General features: G+C 52.8%; 18 protein-coding genes. 6 read left to right on the top strand and 12 right to left on the bottom strand.

Going from position 1 to position 18,156, the window contains the following annotated elements:
* Positions 1 to 32: 32 nt before the first annotated feature.
* The 3 genes from sbcD to araJ all read left to right on the top strand — a co-directional run bounded on the left by sbcD (position 33) and on the right by araJ (position 5,721).
* Entirely contained in the window at positions 33 to 1,235 is a 1,203-nt protein-coding gene (gene sbcD / locus FDW92_RS17610) for an exonuclease subunit SbcD (protein ID WP_042310180.1), read from the top strand.
* Positions 1,232 to 4,378: an exonuclease subunit SbcC gene (sbcC, locus tag FDW92_RS17605; protein ID WP_042310182.1), complete on the top strand. Its 3,147-nt coding sequence runs from the start codon at positions 1,232 to 1,234 to the stop codon at positions 4,376 to 4,378. The genes sbcD and sbcC overlap by 4 nt, the downstream gene beginning before the upstream one ends.
* A gap of 173 nt (positions 4,379 to 4,551) precedes the next feature.
* Complete coding sequence (gene araJ, locus FDW92_RS17600) at positions 4,552 to 5,721, top strand: MFS transporter AraJ (protein WP_042310183.1); 1,170 nt, start codon at positions 4,552 to 4,554, stop codon at positions 5,719 to 5,721.
* Positions 5,722 to 5,727: 6 nt separating this feature from the next.
* Here the strand turns inward: araJ and mak are convergent, their stop codons facing one another.
* Positions 5,728 to 6,636, bottom strand: a complete 909-nt coding sequence (gene mak / locus FDW92_RS17595) for a fructokinase (protein WP_042310184.1) — start codon at positions 6,634 to 6,636, stop codon at positions 5,728 to 5,730.
* 91 nt (positions 6,637 to 6,727) lie between these two features.
* Here mak and rdgC point away from each other — a divergent pair, with 91 nt between their 5' ends.
* Positions 6,728 to 7,639: a recombination-associated protein RdgC gene (gene rdgC / locus FDW92_RS17590; protein WP_003021479.1), complete on the top strand. Its 912-nt coding sequence runs from the start codon at positions 6,728 to 6,730 to the stop codon at positions 7,637 to 7,639.
* A gap of 50 nt (positions 7,640 to 7,689) precedes the next feature.
* Here the strand turns inward: rdgC and ppnP are convergent, their stop codons facing one another.
* The 5 genes from ppnP to FDW92_RS17565 all read right to left on the bottom strand — a co-directional run bounded on the left by ppnP (position 7,690) and on the right by FDW92_RS17565 (position 10,375).
* Complete coding sequence (ppnP, locus tag FDW92_RS17585; RefSeq protein WP_038638136.1) at positions 7,690 to 7,974, bottom strand: pyrimidine/purine nucleoside phosphorylase; 285 nt, start codon at positions 7,972 to 7,974, stop codon at positions 7,690 to 7,692.
* Positions 7,975 to 8,045: 71 nt separating this feature from the next.
* Complete coding sequence (locus FDW92_RS17580; RefSeq protein WP_042310187.1) at positions 8,046 to 8,723, bottom strand: AroM family protein; 678 nt, start codon at positions 8,721 to 8,723, stop codon at positions 8,046 to 8,048.
* A gap of 247 nt (positions 8,724 to 8,970) precedes the next feature.
* Positions 8,971 to 9,162: a protein YaiA gene (gene yaiA / locus FDW92_RS17575; protein ID WP_042310190.1), complete on the bottom strand. Its 192-nt coding sequence runs from the start codon at positions 9,160 to 9,162 to the stop codon at positions 8,971 to 8,973.
* A gap of 26 nt (positions 9,163 to 9,188) precedes the next feature.
* Entirely contained in the window at positions 9,189 to 9,734 is a 546-nt protein-coding gene (aroL, locus tag FDW92_RS17570; protein ID WP_042310192.1) for a shikimate kinase AroL, read from the bottom strand.
* 185 nt (positions 9,735 to 9,919) lie between these two features.
* On the bottom strand, positions 9,920 to 10,375 hold the full coding sequence (locus tag FDW92_RS17565) for a YaiI/YqxD family protein (RefSeq protein WP_042310194.1): 456 nt from the start codon (positions 10,373 to 10,375) through the stop codon (positions 9,920 to 9,922).
* Positions 10,376 to 10,648: 273 nt separating this feature from the next.
* On the opposite strand from FDW92_RS17565, the gene proC reads away from it, so the two are divergent.
* Entirely contained in the window at positions 10,649 to 11,458 is an 810-nt protein-coding gene (gene proC / locus FDW92_RS17560) for a pyrroline-5-carboxylate reductase (RefSeq protein ID WP_038638118.1), read from the top strand.
* A gap of 17 nt (positions 11,459 to 11,475) precedes the next feature.
* Here the strand turns inward: proC and adrA are convergent, their stop codons facing one another.
* From adrA to FDW92_RS17535, 5 genes are all read right to left on the bottom strand, one after another.
* Positions 11,476 to 12,591 (bottom strand): diguanylate cyclase AdrA, encoded by a 1,116-nt coding sequence (gene adrA, locus FDW92_RS17555; RefSeq protein WP_052511195.1) that lies wholly within the window; start codon positions 12,589 to 12,591, stop codon positions 11,476 to 11,478.
* A 91-nt stretch (positions 12,592 to 12,682) separates the two neighbouring features.
* Positions 12,683 to 13,003, bottom strand: a complete 321-nt coding sequence (gene psiF / locus FDW92_RS17550) for a phosphate starvation-inducible protein PsiF (protein ID WP_038638114.1) — start codon at positions 13,001 to 13,003, stop codon at positions 12,683 to 12,685.
* Positions 13,004 to 13,100: 97 nt separating this feature from the next.
* Positions 13,101 to 14,516: an alkaline phosphatase gene (gene phoA, locus FDW92_RS17545; protein WP_042310198.1), complete on the bottom strand. Its 1,416-nt coding sequence runs from the start codon at positions 14,514 to 14,516 to the stop codon at positions 13,101 to 13,103.
* Positions 14,517 to 14,618: 102 nt separating this feature from the next.
* On the bottom strand, positions 14,619 to 14,861 hold the full coding sequence (locus tag FDW92_RS17540) for a sigma-S stabilization anti-adapter protein IraP (RefSeq protein WP_042310200.1): 243 nt from the start codon (positions 14,859 to 14,861) through the stop codon (positions 14,619 to 14,621).
* 249 nt (positions 14,862 to 15,110) lie between these two features.
* Positions 15,111 to 16,307, bottom strand: a complete 1,197-nt coding sequence (locus FDW92_RS17535) for a multidrug efflux MFS transporter (protein ID WP_042310202.1) — start codon at positions 16,305 to 16,307, stop codon at positions 15,111 to 15,113.
* Positions 16,308 to 16,608: 301 nt separating this feature from the next.
* Here FDW92_RS17535 and ddlA point away from each other — a divergent pair, with 301 nt between their 5' ends.
* Positions 16,609 to 17,703: a D-alanine--D-alanine ligase gene (ddlA, locus tag FDW92_RS17530; RefSeq protein ID WP_042310511.1), complete on the top strand. Its 1,095-nt coding sequence runs from the start codon at positions 16,609 to 16,611 to the stop codon at positions 17,701 to 17,703.
* Positions 17,704 to 17,724: 21 nt separating this feature from the next.
* Here the strand turns inward: ddlA and FDW92_RS17525 are convergent, their stop codons facing one another.
* Positions 17,725 to 17,949 carry a DUF2754 domain-containing protein gene (locus tag FDW92_RS17525; RefSeq protein ID WP_038638102.1) on the bottom strand — a complete coding sequence of 75 codons (225 nt, stop codon included), beginning with the start codon at positions 17,947 to 17,949 and terminating at the stop codon, positions 17,725 to 17,727.
* Positions 17,950 to 18,156: the final 207 nt, after the last annotated feature.

Here is an 18,156-nt window from a genome sequence, read left to right as displayed (position 1 = left end):
CCCCGCCACTGTTTTATCGTCATGGAACTCTTATGCGCATCCTTCACACGTCTGACTGGCATCTGGGCCAAAATTTCTACAGCAAGAGCCGTGCCGCTGAACACCAGGCCTTTCTCGACTGGCTGCTGGAAACGGCACAATCCCAGCAGGTGGATGCCATTATTGTGGCGGGCGATATTTTCGATACCGGCTCACCGCCAAGCTATGCCCGTGAGCTGTATAACCGTTTTGTCGTTAATCTGCAGCAAACCGGCTGTCATCTGGTGGTACTGGCCGGTAACCACGACTCCGTCGCCACGCTCAACGAATCCCGCGATATTCTGGCGTTTCTCAACACCACGGTGATCGCCAGCGCAGGCCATACGCCGCAGGTACTGTCGCAACGCGACGGCACGCCGGGTGCGATCCTGTGTCCGGTTCCTTTTTTACGCCCGCGCGACATCATTACCAGCCAGGCAGGGCTGACCGGACAAGAGAAACAGCAGCATTTGCTATCGGCTATCACCGACTATTACCAACAGCAATATCATGACGCCTGTACGCTGCGCGGCGACCAGAATCTACCCATCATTGCGACCGGGCATCTGACCACCGTTGGCGCCAGTAAAAGTGACGCTGTACGTGACATTTATATTGGTACGCTGGACGCCTTTCCGGCGCAAAACTTCCCCCCAGCCGATTACATCGCGCTGGGACATATTCACCGGGCGCAGGTTATCGGCGGGACCGAGCATATTCGCTACTGCGGTTCGCCAATTGCGCTCAGTTTTGACGAGTGCGGCAAAAGCAAATGCGTCCATCTGGTGAGCTTCGAAAACGGCAAGCTGAGCGCTGTTGAACACCTCACCGTACCGGTCACCCAGCCGTTGGCGGTGCTGAAAGGTGATTTAGCCGCGATTACCGCCCAACTAGAGCAGTGGCGCGGTGTGCAGCAGGAACCGCCAGTCTGGTTAGATATCGAAATCACCACCGATGACTATCTGCACGACATGCAGCGTAAGATTCAGGCATTAACCGAAGATTTACCGGTAGAGGTGTTATTGGTGCGCCGTAGCCGGGAACAGCGCGAACGTATTATGGCGAATGAACGACGTGAAACGCTAAGCGAGCTGAGCGTGACGGACGTTTTTGACCGCCGCCTGGCGCTGGAAGAACTCGAAGAACCGCAACGCGAGCGCCTGAATCAACTGTTTAGCACCACCTTACACACGCTTGCCGGGGAGACCGAAGCATGAAAATTCTCAGCCTGCGTTTGAAAAACCTCAATTCTCTGAAAGGAGAATGGAAAATCGATTTCACGGCTGAGCCCTTTGCCAGCAATGGGCTGTTCGCCATCACTGGTCCAACGGGCGCGGGAAAAACCACCCTGCTGGACGCCATTTGTCTCGCGCTGTATCACGAAACGCCGCGGCTCAATACCGTGTCGCAGTCGCAAAACGATCTGATGACCCGCGACACCGCCGAGTGTCTGGCCGAGGTCGAGTTCGAGGTCCGGGGCGAAGCCTATCGCGCATTCTGGAGCCAGAACCGCGCGCGCAATCAGCCTGAAGGCAATCTACAGGCGCCGCGCGTAGAACTTGCCCGCTGCGCCGACGGTAAAATTCTTGCCGATAAAGTCAAAGACAAGCTGGAAATGACCGCCGAACTTACCGGACTGGATTACGGTCGTTTCACCCGTTCGATGCTGCTGTCTCAGGGGCAATTTGCCGCATTTCTCAATGCCAAACCGAAAGAGCGTGCCGAACTGCTGGAAGAGCTGACGGGGACTGAGATCTACGGCCAAATTTCCGCCATGGTGTTTGAAAAACATAAAGCAGCGCGTACGGAGCTGGAAAAACTGCAAGCGCAGGCCAGCGGCGTGGCTCTGCTCGCTGCGGAGCAGGTGCAGTCCCTGACAGAGCGTTTGCAGGTACTTACTGACGAGGAAAAACAATACCTTGACAGCCAGCAGACTCAGCAACAGCATCTCAACTGGCTCATTCGGCAAAATGAGCTACAGGCAGAAATCAACCGTCACCAACAGACGTTACAGGCCGCTAAACAAGCGCAGGAAGACGCACAGCCACAGCTGGCGGCGCTGAGTCTGGCGCAACCGGCCAGAGCGTTACGCCCACACTGGGAGCGAATCCGGGAACAAACGGCTACGATAGCGCGTACGCGGCAGAAGATTCAGGAAGTGAATGCTCGCTTACAAAGCAGCTTAGCGCTGCGCGGGCGCATCCGGCAGCAGGCGCACACGCAGTCGACCGCCTTGCTCGCCGGACAACAGACGTTAACCGACTGGCTGAACGAACACGATCGCTTCCGCTTGTGGGGCAGCGAACTGGCTGGCTGGAAGGCCCTGCTGGCGCAACAGTCCGACGCCAGCGCCCAACTACGCCAGTGGCAGCAATTACGGGAAAACGACACGCGTAAACTGGATGCGCTGGCGCTTTCCACGCTGACTCTTTCGCCGCAGGAGGTCACGGCGGCGCTGGCGCAACATGCGCAGCTCCGTCCGTTACGCCAGCGTCTGAGCAATCTGCATGGGCAAATCGCCCCGAAGCAAAAGCAGCTGGCGCAGTTACGCGCCACGCTTGTGCAGCGTCAACAAGAGCTGACTCAGCGCAACGCAGTGCTTGCCGAAAAACGTCAGCGCTATAAAGATAAAAATCAGCAACTTACCGATGTGAGGATCATTTGCGAGCAGGAAGCCCGCATCAAAGATCTGGAAAGCCAGCGGGCATTATTGCAATCCGGCATGCCATGCCCGCTGTGCGGCTCCACCACGCATCCGGCGATTGAGCGCTATCAAACGCTCGAACTGAGCGTAAATCAGGCACGACGTGAAGCGCTGGAAAAAGAGGTTAAAACCCTGGCTGATGAGGGTTCAACGTTACGCGGTCAGCTTGAGGCAATAACCCAGCAACTTCAACGGGATGAACGCGAAGCACAGACGCTTTCTCAAGAGGAGCAAGCGCTTACTCAAGAGTGGCAGACAGTCACCACCAACCTTAACGTGACGCTGCAACCGCAGGATGATATCGCCCCGTGGCTGGCCGCCCAGGAAGAACACGAACAACAACTTCACCAGTTGAGCCTGCGTCATACCCTGCAGGCGCAAATCACGGCGCATACCGAGCAGATTACCCAGCTCCAGCAGCAAATTGACCAGCGCCAGGCGACGTTAACCGCCGAGCTAGCCCGCCATGGACTATCCCTTCCGGCAGAGGATGAAGTCGCTTCGTGGCTGAGCGAGCGGGCGAGAGAAGCGCAAATGTGGCAGCAGCGCCAGAACGAACTCACCGAGTTACAGGCGCAGATAGCTCAGCTCACGCCGTTGCTGGAAACGCTGCCTGAGAGCGATACACTTTCTGCAGGTACTGAGAGTCTGTCGCTGGAAAACTGGCGACAGGTCCATGACGATTGCCTGTCTTTACAGGGCCAGTGGCAAACCTTGCAACAGCAGGAGACGCAGGACGTACAGCGCGCCGCAGAAATTCAGGCACAGTTTGATGCCGCACTGCAGGCCAGCCTCTTTGCCGATCGTGACGCCTTTGTTGCCGCTCTGCTGGATGAAGAGACCTTTAGCCGTCTGGAGCAGTTAAAGCAATCGCTGGAAAACCAGCAACAGCAGGCACAAACGCTGCTTAATCAGGCTCAGCAGGCGCTGGCGAGCCATCACCAGCAGTTGCCAACCGGGGCGGATCTCACGCTCACAGCACAACATCTTCGCGACGCGCTGGCGCAGCTCACCCAGCTGCTACGGGAAAATACCACTCGCCAGGGTGAAATTCGCCAGCAGCTCAAACAGGATGCTGAACATCGTCAGCAGCAACAGGCGCTGATGCAGGAGATTGAAAAGGTCACGCAGCAGGTTGATGACTGGGGCTATCTGAATGCGTTGATCGGCTCGAAAGAGGGAGATAAATTCCGCAAGTTTGCCCAGGGGCTGACGCTGGATAACCTGGTGTGGCTTGCCAACAACCAACTCACTCGTCTGCATGGTCGCTATCTGTTACAGCGTAAGGCCAGCGAAGCGCTGGAGCTGGAAGTGGTTGATACCTGGCAGGCCGATGCCGTGCGCGACACCCGTACGCTTTCCGGCGGCGAGAGTTTCCTCGTGAGTCTGGCGCTGGCGCTGGCGTTATCCGATCTGGTCAGCCACAAAACGCGAATTGACTCTCTGTTCCTCGATGAAGGTTTCGGCACGCTGGACAGCGAAACGCTGGATACCGCGCTGGACGCGCTCGATGCGCTGAACGCCACCGGCAAAACCATTGGAGTGATCAGCCACGTTGAAGCGATGAAAGAACGTATTCCGGTGCAGATCAAGGTTAAAAAAATCAACGGTCTGGGGTACAGCAAACTCGACAAAATATTTGCAGTTGATGCCTGATAGCTTCACAAGCCGGATCGGCGCCATTCGGCACGAATATGTAGCACAATATTGCATACTCAAAGACGGATATGAAATGGCATTCCACTTCGCTTATCCGCAAGCTATCCCTATTTGCGGCGAACGTTCGCCGCTATGACGCACATCCGGCGTCTTTCTTGTTGGCAGGTGGTATGAAAAAAGTCGTTTTCTCGTTAGCGCTGGGGACATTTGGGCTGGGCATGGCCGAGTTCGGCATCATGGGAGTACTCACCGAGCTGGCGCGGGACGTGGGCATTTCCATCCCGGCCGCGGGTCATATGATTTCGTTTTACGCTTTTGGCGTAGTGCTGGGCGCGCCGATTATTGCGCTCTTTTCCAGCCGCTTTTCGCTAAAACATATTCTGCTGTTTTTGGTCACGCTATGCGTGATTGGCAACGCCATCTTCACCCTCTCCTCCTCGTATTTTATGCTGGCGGTGGGCAGGCTGGTTTCCGGCTTCCCGCACGGCGCATTTTTTGGCGTTGGGGCAATTATTCTGTCGAAACTGGCACGCCCAGGAAAAGTCACCGCCGCCGTCGCGGGCATGGTTTCAGGGATGACCGTTGCCAATCTGATTGGCATTCCCGTCGGTACCTGGCTGAGCCAGGAATTTAGCTGGCGCTATACGTTCCTGTTGATAGCCGTCTTTAATATCGCCGTTATTGTCTCGATAGCTTTTTGGGTGCCCAACATCAGCGATGAAGCGAAAGGGAATCTGCGCGAACAATTTCACTTTTTGAAAAGCCCCGCCCCGTGGCTGATCTTTTCCGCCACCATGTTTGGCAACGCCGGGGTTTTCGCCTGGTTCAGCTACGTTAAGCCGTACATGATGTACATCTCCGGTTTTTCCGAAACGCTGATGACCTTCATCATGATGCTGGTGGGATTGGGGATGGTATTAGGGAATCTGTTGAGCGGTCGGCTATCTGGCCGCTATACGCCGCTGCGCATTGCGGTAATAACCGACTTCATCATTGTGCTGGTTCTGCTGCTGCTTTTTGTCTTTGGCGGTATCAAAGCCGCATCGCTGACCTTCGCCTTTATTTGCTGCGCGGGCCTGTTTGCTCTGTCGGCACCGCTGCAAATTTTGCTGCTGCAAAATGCTAAAGGAGGTGAGCTACTGGGCGCGGCAGGCGGGCAAATTGCCTTTAACCTCGGTAGCGCAATTGGCGCCTGGTGCGGCGGTATGATGCTGACGCTGGGCTTTGCCTACAACTATGTGACGCTGCCGGCTGCGCTGCTGTCTTTCTCCGCCATGTCATCGCTGCTGATTTACGGTTACCTGAAGCGCGGCGTGCAACAAGTTGCACCCGCGACGTAAAACAGATTACGCCTGCGGCCACAGCCAGGCCGCACCGCGTACACCGCTGGAATCCCCGTGTAGCGCCTTGCGTAGAGGCGTTTCGCACTCGCCGCCAAAGACAAACTGCTTCATCAATGTTGGAACGTTTTGATATAGCCTGTCGACATTACTCATTCCCCCACCCAGTACAATGACGTCCGGATCGAGAATATTTATCACATGCGCCAGCGATTTCGCCAGACGCAGCTCATAGCGGCTCAATGCCTGCTCCGCCACAGCATCCCGTACGTTAACCAGATCGATAATGTCGCTGCCCTTGAGCGACTTACCGCTCAGACGCTGGTAGTCGGTGGCAAAACCGGTCCCGGAAATAAAGGTTTCAATGCAGCCTTGCTTGCCGCAATAGCAGGGTACTTCCTGGCGATAACGCAGCTCATCTTCGTCCATCCACGGCAGCGGATTATGCCCCCACTCGCCCGCGGTACCGTTGCCACCCGTGTGCGCCCGACCATTCAACGCCACACCCGCGCCGCATCCGGTGCCAATAATTACCGCAAACACGGTTTGCGCCCCTGCCGCCGCGCCATCCACCGCTTCAGAAACCGCCAGGCAATTGGCATCATTCGCCAGGCGCACTTCACGCTTCAAACGCATACTTAAGTCTTTATCAAAGGGTTGCCCGTTAAGCCAGGTTGAGTTGGCATTCTTGACTACCCCAGTGTAAGGCGAAATTGAACCGGGGATCCCCATCCCCACGGTTCCCGTTTGCCCGGTAGCCAGCTCCGCCATCTCCACCAGCGCGGCAATGGTTTCTATCGTTTGCCGATAATCCTCACGCGGTGTGGGCAGGCGATGGCGAAAAAGCTGCTCGCCTGCATCGCCAAGCGCAATAACTTCCGTTTTTGTACCGCCCAAATCGATACCTATACGCACTGTTTGCTCCTCTTCCCGATTAACAATGCAAGCATAGCGACAATTCGCTATCATGCCCGCTGGATTTAACGACAAGGCCGTGGAAATTATCATGCTGTGGTTCAAAAATTTAATGGTTTACCGTCTTAGCCGCGATGTTTCTTTGCGTGCCGAAGAGATGGAAAAACAGCTGGCATCAATGACGTTCACCCCTTGCGGTAGCCAGGATATGGCAAAAATGGGCTGGGTTCCGCCGATGGGATCGCACAGCGATGCATTAACGCATACCGCCAATGGCCAAATTATTATCTGCGCCCGCAAAGAAGAAAAAATTCTGCCGTCGCCGGTTATCAAACAGGCGCTGGAAGCCAAAATATTCAAACTGGAAGCTGAGCAAGGTCGCAAGCTTAAGAAGACCGAAAAAGACTCGCTGAAAGATGAAGTTCTGCACTCATTGCTGCCGCGCGCTTTTAGCCGCTTCAGCCAAACGATGATGTGGATCGACACCGTCAACGATCTGATCATGGTTGATTGCGCAAGCGCGAAGAAAGCGGAAGATACGCTGGCGCTGCTGCGTAAGAGCCTCGGCTCGCTGCCGGTCGTTCCGCTGACGATGGAAAACCCGATTGAGCTGACGCTGACCGAATGGGTTCGCTCCGGTACAACGGCACAGGGCTTCCAGTTGCTGGATGAAGCCGAACTGAAAGCGATCCTTGAAGACGGCGGCGTGATCCGCGCGAAAAAACAGGATCTGGTCTGCGACGAAATCGCCGTACATATCGAAGCGGGCAAACTGGTCACCAAGCTGGCGCTCGACTGGCAGCAGCGCATTCAGTTCGTGATGTGCGACGACGGCTCGATTAAGCGTCTGAAGTTTAGCGACGAGTTGCGCGATCAAAACGAAGATATCGACCGCGAGGACTACGCTCAGCGTTTTGATGCCGATTTCATCCTGATGACGGGGGAACTGGCGGCGCTGATTAAAAGTCTGGTGGAAGGATTAGGCGGCGAAGCACAACGTTAAACCGTGTTTACCGAATGGCGGCTCAATGTCGCCATTCGTCATTTTTACGCTTACAGGTAGCGGCAAAGATAGGATGTTGGCTCTGCCACCTGCAGATGAAACTCGCTACTGCCTGGTACATTAAACACGTCCCCTGCGGCATAGACTTTCCACTCAGTTTCCCCTGGCAACAGCACGTTAAGTGCGCCGCTGACGACCGTCATCTCTTCAGGCGCCGCAGTACCAAAGGTGTATTCACCTTCGGCCATCACGCCAACACTGGCACGGCCAGTACTGCTGCTGGTAAAACCGATGGATTTTACTTTGCCGGAAAAGTATTCATTACTTTGAAGCATACAACTGGCCCTATCTTGTGATTAAGTTAACAACCAATATAGGGGGCAGGCGTTCCACCTGTCACGCAAAATTACGCGAGCAATTCCGAAGCCAGTCGGGCGATCAGCACATTGGACAGCAGAACCGGGACATCCAGCGATTTTTGCAGTAAATCGCGATGACGTTGATTAAAGCCCAGACAATCCAGCATGATCACATCTGCACCTTGCTCAAGCAATTCTTTACCGGCATCAATCAGTTGTTGTTCGGAACCGTGAATCGGATTCGCCACGGCATACACTGGCGGCGTTTGTAACACCTGCCATTTTTGCGTCTGGGCTTTGAGCAATTCCGTGACGGGGACAATAACCCCAACCTGATGCCCTTCCACAATCGAGGCGACCAGCGGAGGAATGATACGTAAAGGTTCCAGCAGCATACTCTTGCGGGCGGTCAGGCGGGCAATTGAGGCCGTACTCATCAGCAGGATCACGTCAAAGCCCTGATTGTCGAGCACTTCAACAATACCCTGCAGTGAGCGTTCCACTTTCTGGCGCGAAACATGGGCAAGTTGATGGTCGCAGAGCAGCGTTAAGAGCGGCTCGTCACCGGGAGAGACCCCGTACTCGGCCATCACATCCTCTCGCCGCATCTGTCCCAGCAGACTGTGGTGAGTAATGTGCTGCTCATCAATATATTCCGTCAGGAGCGGTAACACCTCATTCATCGGCACCACGCCAATCGTGAGGATAGCCAACGACGTACCCATTTTTTGCTCCACCGTCTTCTTACTTTGCTGTGAATTCCCGAATCATTGCCGGGCGCTGACCTGTGCTACAAACGCTCAAAAGCGTAGCAGCAGATCGGCGGTCTATTTTGTAAAGATTCCAAATCATTCCAGTACTGTATTGTTATTGTTTAATTTTCGATTTTTACTGTATATCGCGATATTTAAAAAAATGTGATGTACGCCCGTACTGGGCCTTTTCAGACACCTGCCCGGGCGGTGTCCGACATCAGGTTTTGTCGGGATCCTCATAGCGCTTTTTAGCATCCATGGCTTCCTGAGCGGAAGGATGCTCACTGATCAACGAATTCGGTTCTGGGTGATCGGCACGAAGTTGATACCAGGTTACCGTCTGGCCTGGCGTCCCCTTTTCAACCGTTACAATGGTCGCCTGACGCGGATAAGGTGGTTTTGTCGGCATAGCTCTTCCTTTTGTCTGAATGAGCTTTAAGTATAGACACCACCCTGTAACCGTGGCGCTGCCTGCGACAGTATCCCAAGAATGTCGTCCACTACCTGCGAAGGCGGATTGGTCGCATCAATAATATAATGCGCGGCCTCACGGTACAGAACATCGCGCTGGGCAAGCACTTCCTCTACTTCCTCAGTCAGCGGCTTGCCGGTTAAGGTTGGGCGCAACCCCTCTTCAGGTGTGGCCTCCAGACGATCTACCAGTACCGATACTGGCGCGCTTAAATAGATAACCACGCCGTGGCTACGCATGTAGTGACGATTAAATTCGGTTAGAATGATACCGCCACCGGTCGCGACAACCGTTGTCGGAGCCGTGACGGCCTGCAGAGCGGCTGTTTCCTGGGCACGAAACCCTTCCCATCCTTCTCTTTCGACAATTTCCGCCACGGTCATCTGTACGTGCGATTGCAACCAGCGATCGGTATCAACAAACTGGTAATCGATAGCCTTCGCCAGCGCCATACCGGTTGTCGTTTTACCACACCCCCGGGGGCCAACAAGAAAAAGAGGTTGCGTCATCACAGAATTTCCCCAGAGAGCCGCCGACAAGCGGGATCTGATGCTATTAAAGATATAATCATATCATCAAACTAGTACACCACCAAAACGTAAAGAAAAAATTACAGAAAGAGTGATGTCGTCAATTAACCCCTACTATAACAAGAATTCACAGGGATGAAAGTGTAAGAAATAAATTACAGGTGTTATTTTCTGCGCTGAACTTCCAGCCACCACTTATCCAGCTCAGCCGCAAAATGCTGCCGGTCGCGGGGAGAAAGGCTATCTGGTCCCCCGGTCTGGATGCCGCTGGCACGTAGCGTATCCATAAAATCACGCATCATCAGACGTTCGCGGATCGTCGCTTCGGTATAACGTTCGCCGCGTGGATTAAGCGCTGCTGCCCCTTTTTCAATGGCTTCAGCAGCCAGTGGAATATCCGCCGTTATCACTAAATCACCGGCGCTACATTGTCGCACAATCTCGTTATCAGCGACGTCAAACCCGGCGGGAACGCGTAATGTACGAATAAAACGCGAAGACGGGACGCGCAAACTCTGGTTCGCCACCAGAATAAGCGGCATCTGCATGCGCTCAGAGGCGCGGTATAAAATTTCTTTAATCACGTTCGGACACGCGTCGGCATCCACCCATATTGTCATAATCTCTCCCCACTCGTGTGTAATCGCGCATTGTCTCGTGCTTTTACTTGCAGGCAAAGTGCTGTTTCTCCTTCTGCACATATTCATTCCGCGCTAAGCTTAGCTTTCCCAGATTTACCCTAAATAATTCGGGTTGCAGGCAGGCGGCAAGAGAGTGAGTCCCGATGAGCTTACTCTGGTAAGTGATTCGGGTGAGCGAACGCAGCCAACGCACATGCAACTTGAAGTATGACGGGTATAAAACAATGAATATCATCCATAGGGAGTGACAAGATGGACAAAAAAATTGGTTTTATCGGCTGCGGTAATATGGGCAAAGCAATTCTTGGCGGCATGATCGCCAGCGGCCAGGTTCTCCCGGGACAAATCTGGGTCTATACCCCTTCCCCTGATAAGGTCGCTGCGTTGCACGACCAGTACGGTATTAATGCAGCGCAGTCTGCGCAAGAAGTTGCCCAAATCGCCGACATTGTTTTTGGGGCCGTAAAACCAGGCATCATGATTAAGGTGCTGAGTGAAATCACCTCCAGCCTGAACAAAGACTCTCTGGTTGTCTCGATTGCCGCTGGCGTTACCCTCGATCAGCTCGCCCGCGCACTGGGTCATGACCGCAAAATCATTCGCGCAATGCCAAATACCCCGTCACTGGTTAATGCCGGAATGACCTCCGTCACGCCGAACGCCTTAGTAACGCCGGAAGATACGGCCGACGTACTGAATATCTTCCGCTGCTTTGGCGAAGCCGAAGTGATTGCAGAATCGATGATTCACCCGGTGGTCGGCGTCAGCGGTTCTGCACCGGCCTATGTCTTTATGTTTATCGAAGCGATGGCGGATGCTGCCGTTCAGGGGGGAATGCCCCGTGCGCAGGCTTATAAATTCGCAGCGCAAGCGGTAATGGGCTCGGCAAAAATGGTGCTGGAAACGGGTAAACATCCAGGGGAACTGAAGGATATGGTGTGCTCGCCAGGCGGAACCACTATCGAAGCGGTGCGTGTCCTGGAAGAACGTGGTTTCCGTTCATCAGTGATTGAAGCGATGGTTAAGTGCATGGAACAGTCAGAAAAACTCAGCCGATCCTGAGTTAATATCACCGGACGTCAGGCCGCCGCTTCAGTGCGGTTACGTCCGGAATTCTTTGCTTTGTAAAGCGCCATATCTGCTGATTTTAACCATTCCCGATAATGCTCAGTTTCAGAAGTCAGCGGCGCTACGCCAACGCTAATACGCAAGGCAACCTGCGGAGCGCAGGATAAACGCAACTGACTAAGTCGTTCATGCACGCGCGACATGGCCGCAATTGCGCTGGTTGCCGGCGTGCCGCACATAATCACCGCAAACTCATCACCACCAAAGCGCCCGATCACATCGCTGCCGCGTAAAGTCATCTGCAGCTGACGGGTCAGCGCGACAATGGCCTGATCCCCGACGTCATGACCCCAGGTATCATTGATGCTCTTAAAATGGTCGATATCAATAATAAGCAACGTGGCGTCACGCTGGTAGCGGCGGCAATTATCAAATTCATTACGTAGCAACAGCTCCCAGTGACGTCGGTTATAAACGCCGGTCATCCCATCTCTCGTACTCATCACCTGTAAGCGGCGTTTATGTTCCGCCAGCTTGATGACCGTCTGATAGCTGACCCAGGCAAACAGCAGCGGATACATCACCAGTACCGGCAGTGATAACACCACGCTCAGTTGACCGCTGCTAACAGCGACGGGAATATCGGTTAACTGTAACGTCACCAGACATGACACCGCCATCAACACGACGCCCGCGAGGAATACTCGCATTCCCCCAGCGCCCATCAGGTTGATGCAAGTAATCATGAGCAGCGCCGTGGACGGCAACAGGTTTGCCCCCATAATTCCCAGCCACATCCCGGCGAGGATGGCATCGGCTTTTAAATTGGTAAATTCACTATGCAGAGGATCGTCTGCTTTACTTGCCAACTGCCAGGCCAGATGTGGCCAGACGAATGCCCATCCCACCAGCAACAGCCACCAGCCTCCGGTAATGGGCTGGGAAACTAATACCGACGCGATAGGGAAAAACATTCCCCCCAATCCCACCGCTCGCGGCAGCCTGATCCGTCGGGCAAATCGCAGACCGGAACGTTGGTGGTCGTTTTGATGAAGTGATATAAACGCTTCATCCGCGACGCCCTTCTTTTGGAAAAAGTTTTCATCATTCATCGTATTTGGGAACATTCTGAAACAAATTTCCCAAATTATAGGTAGGGGTCTGCTGGCGGGAGTATGAAATTTCGGGTGAGCGTTTTTACCTGCTCACCCGTAAGTGCTACGCAGCTTTTTTCAGGCAAGCGCTCATAAACTTGTTACGATCATCGCCTTTCAGTGACTGCTCCGTCGCCTTGACGTTGCATTCACGCATCTTCTGCTGCTGTGGGGTTAAACTCTTTTCCTCAGGCGCAGATTTGCTGTTTTTCAGGCAATCACTCATATACGTCTTACGCGCATCCCCTTTTAAGGCCTGCGCCGTTGCCTGCTGATTGCAGGTGGTCATACGCTGTTGTTGCGGGGTTAACGTCTTCTCGGCAGCACCGACGGTAGTTAAAAAAACCAGTCCAAAGAGCAGCGTCATTAATAATGTAATTTTCATAGCACCATCCTTTTCTGAACGACGACACACAGGTAAGTTTGGCTGCTAACAATAAAAATACCACCCGGCGGCAAAACTATTGTCACCGGGGGCAGGGTTACTTCAGACCTAACGCCGCTTTCATAGTGTAAAACAGGTCAGTTTGATCGGTCAGGCCGACTACATTCGCCGCATGCGGGCCATAAGCGGCGATGCGCAACTGGCTACCGGTGTGCTCCTGAGATTCCTCTTCAGAATTGCCGTAGCTGATGACCATCACCGCGCCATCTTTGGTGTTCAACGCCTGAGTCAGACCAGGTGCTTTGGTATCAGGTGCGACAATCTGGCTGGCATGTGCGTGGTCAGCGGTTACCACCACCAGGGTGTTGCCATCTTGCTTCGCAAAGGCAAGCGCACGCTGCACCGCTTCGTCCAGATCAACCGTTTCGCCAATCTGTCCACACGGGTTGGCGGCGTGATCCTGTTTATCGATGGATGCTCCTTCCACTTGCAGGAAGAAACCTTTCTCATTTTTGCTTAATAGCTCAATCGCTTTATCCGTCATCTGCGCCAGCGTCGGCACGGTGTCATCACGCTTTGGATTTGGCGTACAGGTCACCACCGGTTTATCCAGATTGCCATGATAGGACGCTTTCGGACCTTCCCAGCGCACCGGCATATTGCCGTCGGAGAACAGGCCCAGCAACGGCTTATCCTGGTTAGCTTCGGTAATCGCTGCCAGCGTCTCGGCATCACTTACTATCTGATAACCGCGCGCCTGGGCTTGTTCACGCAACGTTTTACCCTGCCACTCCCCTGCCGCAGCGGTTTCAGCAAACGTTTTTGCCCCACCGCCCAACGTGACGTCAGGCCGGGCATTCAGCAACTGTTCTGTAATTGACCCTTTGCCGCCTTTTTCCAGCGCATTGGTTGGGCATTTTTCACGGGTCACGCCTGGACCATAGCACTTACGCGAAGTGACATGAGCAACCAGCGCTGCTGGGGTAGCATCCTGCAATTCAGCGGTAGAAACGTTGCCCGTCGCCAGACCTGCCGCTTTTGCCATTTCCAAAATTGTTGCATGATCTTTTTCATGGATATCAACGCCCAGGGCGCCGTTATAGGTTTTAACCCCGGTGGTCCATGCCGTCGCTGAGGCCGCAGAGTCCGTCACATAATCCGGTTTGCCCGTTTTCTTATCTAACGCATAGTGCGTGTATTGCCCGGTCAACGGTAAAGCATCAATACCTTTAAAAAAACCGCCCGCGCCTTCGGCATAATTTCGTGCGGCCGTTATTTCTGAATCACCCATGCCATCGCCAATCAATAAAATTATATTTTTAGCAGGCTTATCGTTCAGAGATTCACGCAGCGCTGCCGTTTGATCGGCTGACAATCGGCGGGCACCGCCTGGCGTGGTGATATCACCCTGAGCGGCACGATTATCCATAACCGCTACGGTAGATGTTTCTGCATTAATAATCGGGGTAAACAGCAAAGGTAACAGGGCAATCGCGAGTGCGCTTTGTTTCACTTTATTTTCTCCATGTATAAATACGGTAAAATTAAAACAAAGCGACTATAAGTATTTGATGTGACACTTTTATGATAATTTGTGGGCGCACCCTCGGATTACTCAAAACGCTTTTGGCACGCTCTCGCCAGCGTTATGGAGGGTCGTCATAAACGTTGGCACACGGTTTACGCCTGCCAGAGCACCTTCAATTTGACGCAGCACTATTTGCCGATCGCTCCACGCCATATTGCACAGCATTTCGGTGATTACCTGCTCTAACGTTTCGACCTGCGCCGCCAGGTTTTGTGACTCTTCTTCTTTTTGGGCGAGCTTAAGCAACAACTCAGTGACGAGATTTTTCATTTGCGTATTCCCTTAACAAAATATAAGCCACGTTAACATTAAGGCTCACTACTGCCTAGGTGATAAAAGTTTTATTTTTAGAAGAAATTAAACTATTTGCGAAAACAATCACATCACAAAATAAGGGAGAGATGAGCCTTAAAACAAAATCCTTCAATATAAAAAGGTAAAATGATGAATAATCACATAGAGATATAATGCAAAATTATAGATAAACAACGCCGACGGGCAGCGTTGTTTATCAGGAAGTCAGCGCGCGTGACGCCGACGTCGCAATGCGATGGCCAACTGCCAGATGTTAATCAGTACAATACTCGCCGTAGCGATGAAGACCCAGCGGAACCCCGCCATGGCTGATACCGTTGCTCCCATTAATGGCCCGGCGACGTTGCCAAGGTACATAAATGATTGGTTATAACCAAAGATACGCCCGGTTATCTGATCGCTGGAGTATTTCACCAGCAGCGTCTGTACCGCCGGCAACATCGCGCCGTCGGCAAAGCCGAGCAGGAAACGTAATATCCCCAACTGCAATGGCGTGGTGACCCACGACATAGCGAAAAACAGCACGACGGCAAAGATTAACGTCGCCATTAAAATCCGCTCAGTACCAATACGGTCACCTAATTTGCCAAGCCGCGGCGCGGAAATCAGGGCCGAGATGCCAGGTACTGAGGCAATCAACCCGCTGAGAAAGGCAATATTGCTGCTGTCTGGCACCATTGATTTGATAAATAACGCCAGAATAGGACCGATAGAGCCGTTACACAGTTGAATTACCATCGTCGTAAAAAACAGGCTGATCACCAGCGCCGGATAAGGCAAGGAGGCAAAGACGGCCTTCCCGCTCAGTCGTTCGCTTTTTTTGGTCGTCGGGCGCACGCCCTCTTTGATCAAAAACAGCGTGACAAGGAAACTAACCACCAACAAAGCCGCGGTAATACAGAATACCGCCCGTAACCCAATATGGTCGGCAATAAAGCCTCCCATTAACGGTCCGCCAATAACGCCACTAATTTGCGCCGTAGAAAGCGTGCTCAATGCCCATCCGCTGCGTTCACGCGGAACCTGTGACGCTACCAACGCCATTGCGTTCGGAATATAGCCTGAGGTTAACCCCATCACCCCGCGCAGCAGAAAAAGCTGCCAGACGTTAGTGGCAAATGCCTGCAGTAAAATCGCAATCGCCATCCCCAGCGAGGCTCGTAACAGCATCAGTTTGCGTCCTTTACGATCGGCTAAACTGCCCCACATCGGAGAAACAATAGCTGAAATAAGGAAGGTGACGCTGAACGTTAATCCGGACCACATTGAGAGAGCTTCATGCGAGGTGACGCCCAATTGGGAGATGTAGAGCGGTAAAAAAGGCAGGATTTGGCTAATCGCCAGCCCGGTAAAAAAGCATCCGAACCAGACGGAAATAAGGTTTACTCTCCAGGATTCCATAGGGACTCATAACGATAAGTAGCTGAAAACTGCGAGCAGCTTAACAAATTACTTAGCCAAATAAGGGTCAACAGGTGCGATGTATCACAGTTTAGAGTTTTATCTTCCCGCTCATCATATTTGTGATACGCCTCACACCAAACCCACAATACAAGCAGGGAATTATGCTTGATGCGAGATCTGCGCGTTTGCGCTTATCTATTCCCCTGTTGCCCAGCAAAACAATCTGCCAGAAGCCGAGGAAACCTGCGTTTTGTCGTGGTAATGTATGTGCTTTGCATTCAAGGAATGGGTTTTTAAGATGGCAAAGTTGCGGGTAGGAATCGTATTTGGTGGTAAATCAGCGGAACATGAAGTGTCATTGCAATCGGCAAAAAATATTGTCGATGCCATCGACAAGACTCGCTTTGACGTTGTGCTGTTAGGTATTGATAAACAAGGGCAATGGCACGTTAGCGATGCCAGTAACTATCTGCTCAATTCAGACGATCCGGCGCACATTGCGCTGCGTCCTTCCACAACCAGCCTGGCTCAGGTTCCGGGTAAACAAGAGCACCAGTTGATCGATGCGCAAAACGGTCAGCCGCTGCCAACGGTCGATGTTATTTTTCCGATCGTACACGGTACGCTGGGTGAAGATGGCTCTTTGCAGGGTATGCTGCGCGTGGCGAATCTGCCGTTCGTCGGTTCTGATGTCCTGGGATCTGCGGCCTGTATGGATAAAGACGTGACCAAACGTCTGTTGCGCGATGCCGGATTAAATATCGCGCCATTTATTACACTTACTCGCGCCAATCGTAACAACATTAGCTTTGCTGAGGTGGAATCCCGCCTGGGCCTGCCGCTGTTTGTAAAACCCGCCAACCAGGGGTCGTCCGTTGGCGTTAGCAAAGTGACCAGTGAAGCGCAATACAACCAGGCCGTCGCGCTGGCATTTGAATTCGATCATAAAGTCGTGGTGGAGCAAGGGATCAAAGGTCGCGAGATCGAATGTGCAGTACTGGGCAACGATCATCCGCAGGCCAGTACCTGTGGTGAGATCGTTTTGAACAGTGATTTTTACGCTTACGACACCAAATACATTGACGATAACGGTGCCAAAGTAGTTGTTCCGGCAGCGATCGCACCAGAAATTAACGACAAGATCCGCGAGATCGCCATTCAAGCGTACCAGACGTTAGGATGTGCTGGCATGGCGCGCGTAGATGTATTCCTAACCGCAGAAAACGACGTTGTGATCAATGAGATCAACACGCTGCCGGGCTTCACTAACATCAGTATGTATCCAAAACTGTGGCAGGCGAGCGGCTTAGGCTACACCGATTTGATCACTCGCCTGATCGAACTGGCGTTGGAACGCCACGCTGCGGATAGCGCGCTGAAAACCAGTATGTAAACCCGCAAGGATGCCTGATAACTATTGGGCATCCTTCGCTTCATCATCTTCATTTTCCACGCGGCGACGGATAATTAATCCGGCCAGCCAAAAGCTAATTATCCAGGTAACCAGCCCCACCGCATAGGTTTGCCATCCCTGCGCTTCAAAACCTAATAACCCCACCACGCCATTCAGAATAAAGATAAGCCCAATAGCGAAGGCATAGTAGTGCCAGTCTCGGCGGATTTTTACAGGCAGGTTCATAACGGCTCCGGTGGATATACAACATGAAAAAGCATCCTCGCACATTTCCCCGTGGTCGTCTGTGGCATATGCGGAATTTCTGAAATGTAACTTAATTTCACTTAAGGTTAAATAATTGTGACGCACCACAAATAACCGAAATCCAGGAATAATCTCCACCTGAAATTACCAACATTCTGATATTGACAATCCTAATCACCTGTCAGA

This window comes from Citrobacter sp. wls706 (genome assembly GCF_005281305.1).
Taxonomy (GTDB): Bacteria; Pseudomonadota; Gammaproteobacteria; order Enterobacterales; family Enterobacteriaceae; genus Citrobacter; species Citrobacter werkmanii.
This window is presented reverse-complemented; position numbering and strand designations above follow the sequence as displayed.